General features: G+C 45.4%; 10 protein-coding genes. 5 read left to right on the top strand and 5 right to left on the bottom strand.

Annotation, left to right across the window (positions count from 1 at the left end; genetic code table 11):
- The first annotated feature begins 158 nt into the window (after positions 1–158).
- The 4 genes from purB to B3N33_RS09570 all read left to right on the top strand — a co-directional run bounded on the left by purB (position 159) and on the right by B3N33_RS09570 (position 4,970).
- Complete coding sequence (gene purB, locus B3N33_RS09585; protein ID WP_292593192.1) at positions 159–1,457, top strand: adenylosuccinate lyase; 1,299 nt, start codon at positions 159–161, stop codon at positions 1,455–1,457.
- 4 nt (positions 1,458–1,461) lie between these two features.
- Positions 1,462–2,715 carry an adenylosuccinate synthase gene (locus tag B3N33_RS09580; protein ID WP_292593190.1) on the top strand — a complete coding sequence of 418 codons (1,254 nt, stop codon included), beginning with the start codon at positions 1,462–1,464 and terminating at the stop codon, positions 2,713–2,715.
- 31 nt (positions 2,716–2,746) lie between these two features.
- Positions 2,747–4,135 (top strand): cysteine--tRNA ligase, encoded by a 1,389-nt coding sequence (gene cysS, locus B3N33_RS09575; RefSeq protein WP_292593188.1) that lies wholly within the window; start codon positions 2,747–2,749, stop codon positions 4,133–4,135.
- A 391-nt stretch (positions 4,136–4,526) separates the two neighbouring features.
- Positions 4,527–4,970: an OsmC family protein gene (locus tag B3N33_RS09570; protein ID WP_214078547.1), complete on the top strand. Its 444-nt coding sequence runs from the start codon at positions 4,527–4,529 to the stop codon at positions 4,968–4,970.
- 46 nt (positions 4,971–5,016) lie between these two features.
- Here the strand turns inward: B3N33_RS09570 and B3N33_RS09565 are convergent, their stop codons facing one another.
- The 3 genes from B3N33_RS09565 to ggt form a co-directional block, all read right to left on the bottom strand.
- The gene (locus B3N33_RS09565; protein ID WP_292593186.1) at positions 5,017–6,660 is read right to left on the bottom strand and encodes a S8 family peptidase; all 1,644 of its coding nucleotides are present in this window, start codon (positions 6,658–6,660) and stop codon (positions 5,017–5,019) included.
- 146 nt (positions 6,661–6,806) lie between these two features.
- Positions 6,807–7,259: a large conductance mechanosensitive channel protein MscL gene (gene mscL / locus B3N33_RS09560; protein ID WP_099829951.1), complete on the bottom strand. Its 453-nt coding sequence runs from the start codon at positions 7,257–7,259 to the stop codon at positions 6,807–6,809.
- A gap of 179 nt (positions 7,260–7,438) precedes the next feature.
- Complete coding sequence (ggt, locus tag B3N33_RS09555) at positions 7,439–9,121, bottom strand: gamma-glutamyltransferase (protein WP_292593185.1); 1,683 nt, start codon at positions 9,119–9,121, stop codon at positions 7,439–7,441.
- 188 nt (positions 9,122–9,309) lie between these two features.
- On the opposite strand from ggt, the gene nadE reads away from it, so the two are divergent.
- A complete protein-coding gene (gene nadE / locus B3N33_RS09550; protein WP_214061211.1) occupies positions 9,310–10,149 on the top strand; it encodes an NAD(+) synthase in 840 nt (279 codons plus the stop codon).
- Here the strand turns inward: nadE and B3N33_RS09545 are convergent.
- Together B3N33_RS09545 and B3N33_RS09540 are read right to left on the bottom strand one after the other, a co-directional pair.
- A complete protein-coding gene (locus B3N33_RS09545) occupies positions 10,130–11,212 on the bottom strand; it encodes a hypothetical protein (protein WP_214061210.1) in 1,083 nt (360 codons plus the stop codon). The genes nadE and B3N33_RS09545 overlap by 20 nt on opposite strands.
- Before the next feature lie 448 nt (positions 11,213–11,660).
- Positions 11,661–14,108, bottom strand: coding sequence for a hypothetical protein (locus B3N33_RS09540; RefSeq protein WP_292593183.1), 2,448 nt, complete (start codon positions 14,106–14,108; stop codon positions 11,661–11,663).
- Between the last annotated feature and the right edge of the window lie 5 nt (positions 14,109–14,113).

The raw sequence follows: 14,113 nt of genomic DNA, 5'->3' as shown, positions 1-14,113 counted from the left end.
TTTTGTCAAATCCTGGTAGAAGCCAGACGGACGCGGTTCGCGATTTTCTTCATATCTGCATCGATTTGACCGCAAGCTTTTTGGTTTGAATGACACATATGAAAAACAATGGCAGATGGTTTGATGTAAACTATTATCTGTTGGATGGGAGGTAGACTATGATAGAGAGATATGCGCTTTCCCCCCTGAAAGAACTTTGGGAACTGGAAGCCCAGTACAAAAGATGGCTCGAAGTGGAACTGGCCGTCGTTGCTGCCTATGAGAAGACAGGCCGAATACCTCAAGGAACACTTGAAAAGATGAAGTCCGCAGCAAGAATTGATTTGGAAGCGATTGCCGAAATTGAAAAGCAAGTAGATCACGATGTCATTGCTTTCATAAAGTTCGTGACACAGGGAATGGGGGATGAAGCCCGTTATTTCCATCTTGGATTAACATCATCCGATGTTGTGGACACTGCCCTTTCGCTTGCCGTTAGAGAGTCCGGGCGCCTTATTGTCGGGTCTCTGGAACAGCTCTCGAGAGCACTGAAAGAAAAAGCAGTTGCCTATAAAGATGTAGTATGTATGGGTAGGACTCACGGCATACATGCTGAACCCACTTCGTTTGGGCTGAAGTTTCTATCGTTCTTTGTTGAAATAGAGAGGGCAATCCTTCGCTTGAACGTAGCTATAGATGGTTGCTCAGTTGGGAAACTGAGTGGAGCCGTTGGAAACTACGCTAATATTTTGCCGGAGATCGAGAGTATTGCTCTGGGCGAGCTCGGTCTGAGGCCGACCGCTGTTTCCTCCCAGATCATCCCGAGGGATATACACGCCGAGTTTCTTTCGGCGCTGGCAATTACGGCCTCTTCAATAGAGAGAATGGCTGTGGAGTTCAGGCATCTCCAGAGAACAGAGGTCCTGGAAGTTCAAGAGCCATTTAAGAAGGGGCAGAGAGGTTCTTCCGCTATGCCTCACAAAAAGAATCCCATTATATGTGAAAGGCTCACCGGTATGGCGCGTTTGATAAGAAGTTACGCAGGTGCTTCACTAGAAGATATCGCCCTTTGGCATGAAAGGGACATCTCCCATTCCAGTGTAGAGAGAGTAGTTCTGCCGGATGCGACAATGCTTCTGTACTATATGGCTGAGAAGTCTGTTTATCTTGTGAGCAATCTTGTTATCTATCCCGAAAGAATGAGAGAAAACTTCAAGGCCTCCAGAAACCTTGTTTTCTCCCAGAGGGTCATGTTGGCCTTGATTGAGAAAGGTATGTCGAGAGAGGAAGCTTACCGGTTGGTACAGGAGTTGTCAATGGATTGCTGGAACGGCAATCTTGATTTCAAACAGTTGGTTCTTACTAATCAAGTGATCACAGGGCTCATGAATTCAGAAGAGATTGGAAGACTTTTCAATCCTGATTATTTTTTGAGAAACGTTAATTGCGTATTTGAGAGAGTTCTTAATGGAGGTTGACCGAGTGAAGAAACTGGCCGTTGTTGGAGCCCAATGGGGCGATGAAGGAAAAGGAAAGGTTGTCAATTACTTTTCCAGGGATTTTGAGTGGATAGTAAGGTTTTCCGGTGGCGCAAATGCCGGTCATACGATCTATGTTGGGGATAAAAAGTATGTGAATCATCTTTTGCCCTCGATAAATCCCGTGATTGATTCAAAGGGCTTTCTTGGTGCAGGGATGGTAATAGATGTCGGGCAGTTGATTGAGGAACTGAAAATCCTGGAAAGAGATTTCCCGGGCATCTCCAGTAGATTCTATCTTGATCCCGAAGCCTTCATCGTTCTTCCCTGGCACAAAGAGGAAGACCTGTTGCTTGAGAAGATGCGCAAGGTACCGATCGGCACAACGGGAAGAGGGATAGGACCCGCTTATACCGACAAGGCATCGAGAGAGGGGCTGAAGCTCTTCGTCCTCTTTGACGAGGCACTCTTGAGAGAAAGACTCGAAGCGATATATCACATGAAGCGGAGCAAGTATAACAGGGATTTCGCTGTCTCTATAGAGGAAATGTTGGTCTATCTGCAAGGTTTTAGAGCTGAGCTTGAAAGGCTCAGCGTCAATTTCACAAGTGCGGTAGATATGTATAGAGTCTTCAGGAGTACTTCCGTCTTGTTTGAAGGAGCTCAGGGTGTTCTTCTGGACCTGGATTTTGGCACATATCCCTTTGTGACATCGGGGGCGTGTATGGCTCACGGGGTATCCTCGGTAGGTTTTTCTACTTTTGAACTAGACGGTGTCTACGGGGTTCTCAAAGCTTACACGACTCGAGTAGGAGCCGGCCCCTTTCCGACAGAAGAGTCCTCCGGGGTAGGTGAGCTTCTGCGCGAAAGAGGAAAGGAATTCGGTGCAACAACTGGTAGAGCGCGAAGGATAGGCTGGCTGGATCTTCCCGCTCTTAGGTATGCAAAAATCAGGTCTGGTCTAACGGGCCTCGTTATTACGAAAGGAGACGTACTGAACGGACTGGATGAAGTGAAAATCTGTGTGGCGTATGATGTCGATGGAGTCGTAAAGGAATTGCCTTCTACTTCGTATGATTTTTTCAGAGCAAAGCCAATTTACGAAACTGTTAGTGGATGGCCCGTTACTGATCACATAAACTTCCTGAAGTACATGACTTTTATCGAAAGAGAAACGGGTGTCGAGATTGACTATATCTCATATGGGCCGAAAACTGAAGAGATGAAAACCAGGAACGATCTTATATTGAACATATAGCCCGGTTTTGGGGAAGGAGGGAAGGCAGAGAATGGAAATACTACTCACGAACACGATGTCACGAAGAAAGGAAGTCTTCAAGCCGCTAAGGGAAGGCGAGGTGGGCATATATACTTGTGGACTCACTGTTTATAACTTCGCTCACATTGGTAACCTAAGGGCGTACGTCTTTGCCGACACCCTCAAAAGGATGTTTCTTTTCAACGGGTACAAGGTCAATCATGTCATGAATATTACTGATGTGGGCCACTTGACCGGAGACGAGGATGAAGGCGAGGACAAGATGGAAGCCGGTGCAAGACGCGAGGGGAAAACCGTCTGGGAGATAGTGGACTTCTATACCAAGGCTTTCTTCGACGATCTGAAGAGATTGCGCATCATCTTCCCAACTGTAACATGCAGGGCAACCAGGCACGTCGACGACATGATTGACATGATACGCAAGATAGAATCTAACGGATACACATATGTCGCTGGTGGAAACGTATATTTCGACACTTCGAAACTGCCGGACTATGGAAAGCTGGCAAGGCTTAAGCTTGACGAGGACAAGATGCGTTCTAGAGTGGAAAGCGATCCCTATAAAAGGAACCCCTTTGATTTCGTCCTGTGGTTCACCCGATACAAGTACGATAGCCATGCAATGCAGTGGGACTCTCCGTGGGGCAGAGGTTTTCCGGGATGGCATATCGAGTGTTCTGCGATGTCTTCGAAGTACCTCGGTGAAAGATTCGACATCCATACGGGCGGCATAGACCATATTCCAATTCATCACACAAACGAGATTGCCCAGAGCGAGGCCGCTTTCGGTCATGAATGGGTTAATTACTGGCTCCATTCTGAATTCCTCGTCATCGGCGAGGGGGAGAAGATGTCCAAATCCTTGGGCAACTTCATTACTTTGCAGACGCTGATCGACAAGGGTTATGATCCTGCAGAGTATCGATACTACCTTCTGGGAGCTCACTATAAGAAGCAGTTGGCTTTCACACTCGAGGCTCTCGATGGAGCGAAAAGCGCCATGAAGAGGCTTGCCACTAAGATAGGAGAACTGAAGGGATCAGAAGCACCTGTTAGTAAACTCAATTCAGTGCTTCTGAATGAATTTCATGAAGCAATAAACGACGATCTGAATACACCCAGGGCACTCGCTGTTTTGTGGAAGGTAGTAGACAGCGAGGATCTTTGTCCTGGCGAAAAGCTCTCATTGATCAACGAATTTGACAGAGTTCTTGGACTAGGTCTTTCCGAAATCGAAACTGAGGTAATTCCCGAAGAAGTAGAAGAGCTTGCAAAGCAGAGAGATCAGGCTCGAAGGGGCAAGGACTGGAAGAAAGCAGATGAACTGAGGAAACTGATTTCCGAAAAGGGGTATGAAGTTCTGGACGAAAGAGACGGATACAAGATAAGAAAGAAGTGAATCGCAGCGAACACCGGTAGATGAAGAGTTTTCCGTGAATTCAACGCTTCTCGATGTCACGTTTGCAGTAGGATCTTGGCCTAAGATCTGTCTTCAAGCAGAGTTTTTTGACTTGTGAAGGAGGTTTTTCTTACAGCTTCGGTTTTCTTCATGGTTCTCACTTCAGACGACGATCTGTCCATCCGTACCAAATCGTGCGATATCAATACTTCAGTTTATGAACTCAGAACCAGTAGGTAAATGACAAAGGACTTCTGTTCATTGACTTTCTGCAGACTTGGTCCGCCATTATTGCGGGTATTTAACTGATAATTTATATCGGCTTAACTGAGAAGAATCTCCATGCTGTTAGAATATATGTGAAAGATATAACAATTTAGGAGGTATTTGTATGCCAGATGCGAATTTCAGAGTGAGAGCAGTTTCGGAAAGTCCGACGCGAGTTGCCGTAAAGGCAAGGAATTTTACTATGATAGTTGATGAGCCACCAAATCTCGGTGGTGACGATAAGGGTGCCAATCCTGTCGAGTATGTTTTGGCCGCGTTGGCCGGTTGTTTGAATGTAGTCGGACATCTTGTAGCAAATGAGATGGGCTTTCAAATAGACAAGCTGGAGATCGATGTTTATGGCCCGCTGAACCCGGCCAGATTGTTTGGCAAATCGTATGAAGACAGAGCGGGTTACAAGGAAATAACCGCAGAGATGAAGGTTGACACCGACGCAGATGAAGAGACACTCAAAAGATGGGTCGAGGCTGTGGAGGACCGTTGCCCGGTCTCTGATAACCTGGGAAATTCTACACCGGTAAGGGTGGTTGCAAAAGAACTTACATAGGTCTGATAAATCTGAGAGGGCTCCTTCAGAGGAGCCCTTTCAGATTCTAATAACCGGACGATTCGTTGACCGGAAAGAACTGGACCGGAGTCTCGAGCTCATTATGCCCGCTGCTGAAAAAAGATAGAGTCACGGCGTTCTCAATTTCCGGGTGCCAGGTTGTAGTTGCACTGGAGCTAGAGAAACCGTAATAGCCCAGGAGGTCGCCTTTGTCGATCTCTTTGTTTCCATTGAAATCTCTCCAGATCCTTATTTTGATGTAATTTTCCGTGAGCCCGCTTACGTGAAATGAACCGTCTGCCTCAACTTCGGCTTCCTTCAGAACCTGGCCCGAAGTGGAGAGGATTTGGACCAAGAGAGGTCTCCGCTCTTCGTCGAAATTTAGAGCATCGAATGCCTGAATAAGGCCGTATCCATAGTACTGATCCCATCCCGGATCTCCCAGATCAAGGGCCGTTCCCCGAAGGATCTTCCTGATAATCTCTTCGCCAGAAGAATCTCTGCCTGCGTAACCTTGTGCCATCAAGAGAGCCGCAAGCCCCGTTACATGTGGCGCCGCCATCGAAGTGCCATACATAGCGGAATAAGTGTTTCCCTCGCCAAACGAGTATCCCGTGCTCAATATCTGTGGGGATGACGAACCTCCCGGAGCGACAAAGTCAAGATGTTCTCCGTAGTTCGAGTAGCTTGCCCTTTGCATCGTATTGTCGACTGCGCCTACTGATAGTACTTCTTCGTAGGAGGCCGGATAATACGGCCTTGAGGAATAGTAATTGCCTGAGGCAGCTATCATCAAGACTTCATTTTCCGATGCGTATTGGATGGCTGCTGCAACAACCGGAGAGTCCGGCCCCGCAAGGCTCATGTTTATAATCTTTGCTCCGTGATCAACCGCAAAAATGATGCTACTAGCGAGTATGTCATCGGTGGTTTTTCCTGCTTCGAAAATTTTGATTGGAATGATTGTGCAATACTCTCCCCATGTAATCCCAGAAACACCCAAAGAATTATTCGTTTTCGCAGCAATCGTACCTATGACATGGGTTCCGTGGGATCTAACGGGATCATAATCTGTAGGGTCATCATCACCGTTTATTAGATCGTATCCCGGAAGAAAGACACCTTCTAAATCCGGATGATCCAGCCTAGCGCCCGAGTCAATAACAGCTACAACAACCGTTGACGATCCCCTTGCAATTGTCCAGGCTTGAGGCATCTGAATCATCGGGTAGTTCCACTGATAAGGATACAACGGATCGTTGGGGACACTCTCCTCGGATTGAAGAGTGAAAATCTTTTCCGGCTCGATTGATTTAACTCCTTCAATGCCATACAACGAAGATGGATCGTTTGTTTTCACAACTGCATAGCCAAGAGACCCGTCTCTTGAATAGAACTCATCAAGGATCTCTACTCCAGAAACGCCAGAGATTATTCCTGAATTAAACCCTCTATCAAATAGGACAACGAATTGATTACTCAGGAAACCCTGCTCAATGTCTTTAGTGGAAAACGTGGGAGAATATGCCGCGGTTCTTTGAAAATTATCGATTGCTGAAGTTTCTGGAAAGTAAAAAATGACCTGACCTGAAAGAGAGTAATAAACCTCGGGTTTGATGCATCCCGTTAGCGAAAAACAAAGAACAATAAAAAGCGTAATCAAAAGCGCGAAAAATTTCCTAAGCAGCATCTGAACCTCCGGATCTAGATAGAAAGATTGTACCATCATCTCTGAAGCATTGTATTCCTTTGACAAATCGATTTAGATAACAACCACGAATGGAAACACGCAAACAAAAAAAGCGGCCGCTAGGCCGCTTTTTGCTTGTTATTATCTCAAGTTTTCTTTCCAAGTTCAGATGTACAGTTAGGACACCTCACTGCATCGATAGGAATCGATGTGTGACAGAAAGGACAGGTCTTGGTTGTTGGTGCAGCCGGAGCCTCTTCTTTCTTCAGTCTGTCCCGCATTTTGTTGATTGCTCTTATAATCAAGAAGATCACAAAAGCGAGAATAATGAAATTAATAATCGCGTTGATGAAAAGACCGATGTTTATAGTTGCTGCACCGGCCGCTTTTGCCTCTGCGAGTGTTGCATAAGATTCCCCTGATATGTTTATGAATAGGTTGCTTAAATCAATGCCGCCTGTGAATAGACCGAGAATTGGCATCAGTATGTCGTCTACAAGAGATCTCACAATTACTTGAAACGCACCACCGATTATGATACCAACAGCAAGATCAATGACGCTGCCGCGACTGATAAACTTCTTGAACTCTTTCCACACACCACTCACCCCCCTCTACCCATGACGTTATAAAAAGATTATAATCTGGTTTAATTCCAAAAGCAAAGTCCAAAACACTCTTAATAAGCGGTTCGTTTTGATCTACTCACCAACACCATTATTAAAATTAGACTCTGCATTGCTTTCGATTGAGCTTCGGGGAACTCCAAAACATCATCTCAATAAGCGACAGCCTGCCCGTCTCTTCTGGGATCGGCTCCTCCAAATAGTATTCCAATATCTCTGTTGAACAAGACGGCATGAACCCCACCGAAGTAGGGATCATAGTCGTTTCTTACAGTTATGTCATGTCCCATTTCGATTAGCCTATTGTAAGCGTTAATTGATATCCTTCCTTCTATGGTCATCGGGCCAGTCTGTGTCCTAAATACTCTGGGTGCGAGAATTGCTTGCTGTACAGTCATTCCGTGGTCAATGATGTTGCTTATCGTTTGAGCCACAGTAGTGATAATCCGTGTACCTCCTGGCGCGCCGATAGCCATATATGGTTCACCTTCAGGATCAAGAACGAGTGTAGGACTCATGCTGCTGAGAGGCCTTTTCCCGGGTTCGACTGAGTTTGCTGAGCCGGGGGTTTTTACGAAGTCGTCCATGTGATTATTGAGAATAATTCCTGTTGTCGGTACAACAACGCCGGAACCAAAGAAGTAATTTATGGATTTTGTAATAGCAACCATGTTTCCTTCTCTGTCCATAACAGAAAGATGAGTAGTGCTTCCGCTTTCGAACTTCCAGGGGTCACCGGGTTCGACGGAATCAAGTGGAATGCGCTTATCGATTTTCTCAGCAAGGATCCTAGCATAATCTTTCGAAGTTAGTCCCTCGAGAGGAACATCTACAAAGTCAGTATCTGCCATGTATTTTGATCTATCTGCAAAAATCAGTTTCATTGCCTCCGACCAGATGTGGATCGTCTCGGCAGTGTTGTCTCCCATCGATCCGACATCGAAATTTTCCATAATATTTAGGAGTTCAATCACATGAGTTCCTCCAGAGCTGGCAGGTGGAACTGACAGAATAGTGTAACCTCGATACGTGCCAACAACTGGTTTTCGAACCTTCACTTCATAATTTGCAAGATCATCCATTGTCATTACTCCGCCGCGTTTCTGAACTTCGGCCACAATCTTCTCGGCAATTTCCCCAGAATATATCGCATCTTTCCCGTTCTCTACGATAGATCTTAGCGTATCGGCCAAGTCCTTTAGTACAATAGTCTCACCCACTTCATAAGGAATACCTCCATACTTCAAATAGAGGTCTACGCCATTTTCCATCATCATTATCTTCTCGTAGTTATCGCTAATAATTGAAAAAAGGTTAACTGTTACAGGGATTCCCTTCTCGGCCCAGTCTATGGCTGGCTTAATTACTTCTTCTCGAGAGAGCGTTCCGTAGTTTTCAAGAGCGTACAACAGGCCGGCGACTTCACCCGGAACCCCGACGGCCTTTCCTCCGATGACGCTCTCATAGTTTACTGGGCGATTATTCTCGTCAAGATTGAAAAAAGTGGGGCTTGTAGCGTTCGGTGCAGTTTCTCTGAAATCAATAACTACTGCTTCGTCCATATCGGCCAGCTTAATTATCATGAATCCTCCGCCGCCAATTCCAGAAGCATTAGGTTCCAGAACACCTATCGCAAATGCCGCAGCTATCGCAGCGTCTACCGCATTCCCTCCCATCTCGAGAATTCTAACGCCTACTTCTGAGGCTTCGGGTTTTGCGGCCGCAACAACTCCATTTCTTCCCTCTGCATCCCTTCCATAAAGGTTAAGAGGGTTCGATGCCAGGACGGTCCCAGCGATTAGTATTGATACAAGAAGAAACATGATTTTTCTCATTTTTCTCTCCTCCTCCTTAAACATGAGATTACCTTAACGTATAAGTCTAGCATTTCCGGCAACTGAAATTTCTTCGATTATATTCTGCAGCAAACATTCGATGTCAGACTTCCCAATGGGTTCTTTGAGTTGAATATTCAGTTTTCAAGAACGGAGGATTAGTCTAGTATAATCTTATTGGTGATCGTATGCGAGAAATTGTCGATTTTATAAGAAGCACTGTTCTGAAGTGGGGCTATCGAGGGGCTGTGATAGGAATAAGCGGAGGAATAGACTCCGCGGTGGTAGGTAAGCTAGCCGTAGACGCCCTAGGTAATAGAAACGTATTTGGCCTTCTCATGCCCGAACGCGACTCTTCGAAGGATACCCTGGAGGATTCGAAGCTCGTAGCGCACTTCCTGGGAATAGACTTCAAAGTCAAGAACATAAGTTCGATTCTCCGTGCTGTTGGTTGCTATAGACTCCAACCGCCGGCGCTTTTAATACCTCAGTCGGTTAAGGAAAGGTATGTAAGGGATAAGTGGCAGCAGCTTTCTTCAGACCCTTTCCTTGACGACCTGGCCGACAGGGGCAGTGAAGAATTCAAAAGGGGACTGGCTTTCTATAGAGCTAAGCACAGAGTCAGGATGGTTTCGTTGTATCTGGAAGCTGAGAAAAGGGGTTACGCTGTACTTGGCACGACAAACAAGACCGAATGGCTTTGCGGACTTTATGTGAAGTGGGGAGATGATTCAAGCGACATTGAGCCAATCAAGCATCTGTTCAAAACTGAGGTCATTAGCCTTGCTAGAGAATTGGGAATTCCGGAGAGGATCATAGAGAAGCCGCCGAGTCCTGACCTTATTCCTGGTGTTACCGATGAGACTGCTTTTGGGATGTCTTTTACTGAGCTTGATGAGGCACTCATAAAGATAGAAGCCGGAGAAAAACCAAACCCTCACGACAAGAAGGCCGTGAGGATCATGGAAATAGTGAAGGCGGCCGAACACAGACAGTTCAGAAATCTGTCTATTTTTCAGCAGAAGTGAAGGTCTCTAGACCGTTACTCCACGAAATACTTATCAGATTAATCGCCACTCTTTCCAGCTGATGATCAGCAAATTCCGGAAAGTCGGTGAAATCATGCTTTTTTGCTTCCCCGGGTCCTACGCTTAGGCCCTCTAGCTCCTTCTCAGCAACGTAAAGCTCCTTGCCCATAGGATCAAGCAGTCTGAAGGATATATGGACTCCCTTAACAGTCCCAAGGTCTGAATTATTTTTTATCCTCAGAACAACTCCCTTCTTCTTGCTGAAGGTTCCGACCTTCTCTATACTTGATTGAACCACGACTTCACGATGGAGAGAGTCGGTAGTCTTTCGATCCCCGGCCAGATACAGGTCTGCAGATTCTGGAATGCTTTCTTCCAGATCCAGAGAGGATACTGATATTTCCTCACCGAGCGGTTCAGGCAGCGATTCATTCTTAGTTTCAAAACTCTCTAGAGACTTGTACAGCTGATAAAGATCCCACAAGTTGTCGTTGAAGACTCTGTGCTTTTTCAATTCATCAACAATAATCTCCGTACTGAATGAATCTAAACAAACCTTTGAGTTCTCCTTGCGGATCTTTGCGCCGTCTTGTCCGAAGAAAACTCCAGAAAGAACAAACCATTCGTCAGGTAGCGGAAAGACAAATCTTCCCAAATGCTCTTCCTTTGAAGAAAACTCTATTGTGTTAACAATAATTGGAACCACGTAATCTGTATCTCTCTTTGCGGGAATCATCGATGCCTCGTTGTCCGATACGACTCTAATAGTCTTGCCTAAAGTTCTCGATTCGAATGCCCAGAGCGATACCGAGTCTTCGTAAAGTTTGTCGCCTACGACTTTGATTCCATGTAGTTTAACTGAACTGAAGTCCAGCTTGCTCTTGGTTAGAGAGAATCTCGAAGCTTCCATTTTCACTTCGATAACGGCCATTAATCGGTCTCTGTATTTGGCAAAGACTGGATCGGAAGGAAATGTGAAAGTTATTCCGTCATGCTTTGATTCTTCAATAAACACTGAGCCTGAATCACTTATAAGAAAAGCCGAGTACTCAATAGTCTTCATGTTGTTTCCCCCTTTCTCTTTGTTATCTCCGATAACAGCATTATACCTCATACGGTTGTTGTGGTTTAAGCAAAGTCGACTGGCGGGCAAGTTTTAAGTTCCTTTAACAAGTAGGATAACATAATGATTTTGAATCCCCATCATCGAAAGATTCAGTTTTACGAATAAAATGCCAGGGTGTAACTAGCTCTTTGGCCCACGCTTCTCTTGCTTCATTCACTTCTGATTTGTGACTACATGAGATCTCGGTCAACGGTACAGATACAGTGCTCCTGAATAAAAATGTTTCAGGTTCTTCGTTTCCAACAAAGGTTGTGGGTATTGTGGAAAACAGGTGCATGCAAGTTTCTATGAGAATGTTAGAGACACCTACATGAAGAAGAGGGGAAGTATCCCCCCTCTTTGATTACTCTTAATGCAAAGTCCTGACTGAAGCGCGAAACCTCTTTCAGGGCCTGGTCTCTAATCCTAAGTAGAGTCCCAATCGAGAATTGCTGTATTGAATGCCAATCTTTGGGAAAAGATCTCCGAGACCGATAGTTGAACCGACATTTACAAATAGATACATAGCAGAATGATCTAGATTAGTGTTTGATCCATTTACCTCAATTCCGACTCCCATCTCTTTCAGAAAGAAGAGTGGACTCCATCCCCAGTTGATCCGATATAGTAGTTGGGCTCCATTGATATACCAATAGAAGTCTTCGTAGAAACCCACTCCAAGACCGACAGACGTTCCCAAGGTTGGAGAGAATGTTGCATCAAGAGCAAGCAACGGTGTTATCTTTCCATTTGAGACTCTTACGCCCGGTTCTAGGGAAATCGAGAAGAGATTTCCGTTTAGACTCAACGGGACGGAAGTTGTTATTCCACCCGATGTGTCCAGTCCAATGTAAGCATGCGATCTGAATCTTGTGGAAGGATTGAGAGGCAACTGGAAGAGCTCAGAAGAGAGGCCGGCGCTTGCAATAGGAGCTTCGGGAACGCCCAGATTGACAGTAAGAATTGCATTGACCCCTTCAAATACCTGCCCACTGTACTCGGCAGTTAAAGAGAGTTTATTGGTTCCGAATGTGAACGATGGCATTAGCGTCATAGAGTGGTTGGAATCATGGGACAGGTGAAGAGTTAAAAAGCCCAAAGAAAAGTGCTCGCCATCGTACGATACAAGAGGCGCTCTCAGGATTGGATTCAAGAAGTGAAGGAAGGTTTTCTTAAGATAATTGCCTTCTGTGTAGTCCGCCGCTGCAGGGTCGAAGTCGTCGGGTTCAACTTCTTTGACAACGTATGGGCTACTCTGTAGATCAAAGGTAAATATCGACATTCCTTTCTCTTGTCTGGAATGTCCAAATCCATATACAGTAGAATCGAGCACGACGGCCTTTTCGAGATTGGCTCCCTCGGTAAGTCTGAAAACCTCACCTGATTCAACATCTACGGAAAAGGCATCCATGAACCCCTCTTCGTAGGAGGAGGTAAAGATTATTTGCCCATTGTTATAGTCGATACCCCTTCCTTTGAGGTATGGATCTTGTAGAATGATCTTGAATTCACCTTCGGTAAATTTAGCGATCGCTCCGTTGATACCGTCCTTCGAGAGGAGCATTATCAAACTACCGTCTTCGAGTGCTATTATGTCCTTGATCAACCACGGGATTGTTGTTAGCTGCATTTCTTCGAAGTAGATTGTTGAAAATCCCGTCTTCGTGTCATAAAGCGCTTTTATCAGTCTTCCATTGTAGATATCAAAGGCAGTTACCATGCCCTTGTCCAGAAGCCTAACTGAGAGAGGAGGTCTGTACGACCAGATCTCTCTAAAAGTTGTACTTCTCTCAGTGACTGAAGTCATCAGGTAGATGTTGCCTTCGCGCCATTTAAGGGTAATTGCTCCAAAGTCAGAGAGTCTTCTAGAAAAACCTCCATCAACATACTCTTCAATTCCTCTTTCAACTGCCCCATTCCATGAACTTGCTTCTCCAAAAACAGAATAAGAGAAAATGACGCCGTTTTCCGTCTTGGTCATGTCAAGTATCTGTCCATTCTTGATCGTCTTGACTTCGTTCAATGTTCCGTAGTCTGCGGCTTCAGATCCCACTTCTTCTTTCCAGTCACTATAAAGCACGTCTAGTGTTTCGTCAAATGCGATTCTTGAGGCGTTGATTACCCCTATTACAGGCATTCTCCCCGAAACTTCTTTGTGAAACTCCTTCACAGATTCTATTCCGAACCTTCTGACGAGATAATCATAGAAACTGGCAATGTAGTTGTAATAGAGAGCTCCTCCGCGGTAGTCCTCACGCGATACGGACAGAGCATAGTCCAGGCCAGCGAAGGAGTCGGCCTTCATATTCTGATATGTCATCTCTTTCCCCCACAATGGGTTGTTCAATCTTCCCTCGGAGAAGTAATTAGAGGATTCGGCGAACAAGGTCACTCCTTCAATAAATGGTGAGAACATCTGCGGCGAAAAGAGTTCCGTTCCTAGGAGCACTCTAGAAATGAACGCAGGCACACCTGTTGTGTAAGTCAGGTGGGCGATATGAGTGAATTCATGCATCAACAACTGTCTATACAAATTTGACACATTCATTCTCGTTGAGAGTATTGTGTCGGCAGGCCACACAAAGATCTGAATAGTCTTGTGGTTTTGAGGCTGAGCGATACCGTTCGTATTTGCCCCGAAATCTTTCAGAACGATGTTTATTCTTCCGGGGTCGTTGCCCACCAGTTCAACGGCTTTCGGTCTTATAGATTCAAAAACATTACCTACATGGATAGCGATCTCCTCGAACCCCTTACGGTAGTAGATATCAGCATTTGGGAATTCAAGAACTTTGTTGGCCAGCGAAATGACTGCGATTAGAGCCACGGCTGCCAATAGTATCGTTTTTCTCATGGCAT

Source organism: Mesotoga sp. UBA5825 (assembly GCF_002432955.1).
Taxonomy (GTDB): Bacteria; Thermotogota; Thermotogae; order Petrotogales; family Kosmotogaceae; genus Mesotoga.
This window is presented reverse-complemented; position numbering and strand designations above follow the sequence as displayed.

Coding starts and splice junctions, on each gene's coding strand:
- purB (WP_292593192.1), top strand. CDS start 159: ATGATAGAGAGATATGCGCTTTCCCCCCTGAAAGAACTTTGGGAACTG.
- B3N33_RS09570 (WP_214078547.1), top strand. CDS start 4,527: ATGCCAGATGCGAATTTCAGAGTGAGAGCAGTTTCGGAAAGTCCGACG.
- B3N33_RS09545 (WP_214061210.1), bottom strand. CDS start 11,212: ATGAAGACTATTGAGTACTCGGCTTTTCTTATAAGTGATTCAGGCTCA.
- nadE (WP_214061211.1), top strand. CDS start 9,310: ATGCGAGAAATTGTCGATTTTATAAGAAGCACTGTTCTGAAGTGGGGC.
- B3N33_RS09565 (WP_292593186.1), bottom strand. CDS start 6,660: ATGCTGCTTAGGAAATTTTTCGCGCTTTTGATTACGCTTTTTATTGTT.
- B3N33_RS09540 (WP_292593183.1), bottom strand. CDS start 14,108: ATGAGAAAAACGATACTATTGGCAGCCGTGGCTCTAATCGCAGTCATT.
- cysS (WP_292593188.1), top strand. CDS start 2,747: ATGGAAATACTACTCACGAACACGATGTCACGAAGAAAGGAAGTCTTC.
- ggt (WP_292593185.1), bottom strand. CDS start 9,121: ATGAGAAAAATCATGTTTCTTCTTGTATCAATACTAATCGCTGGGACC.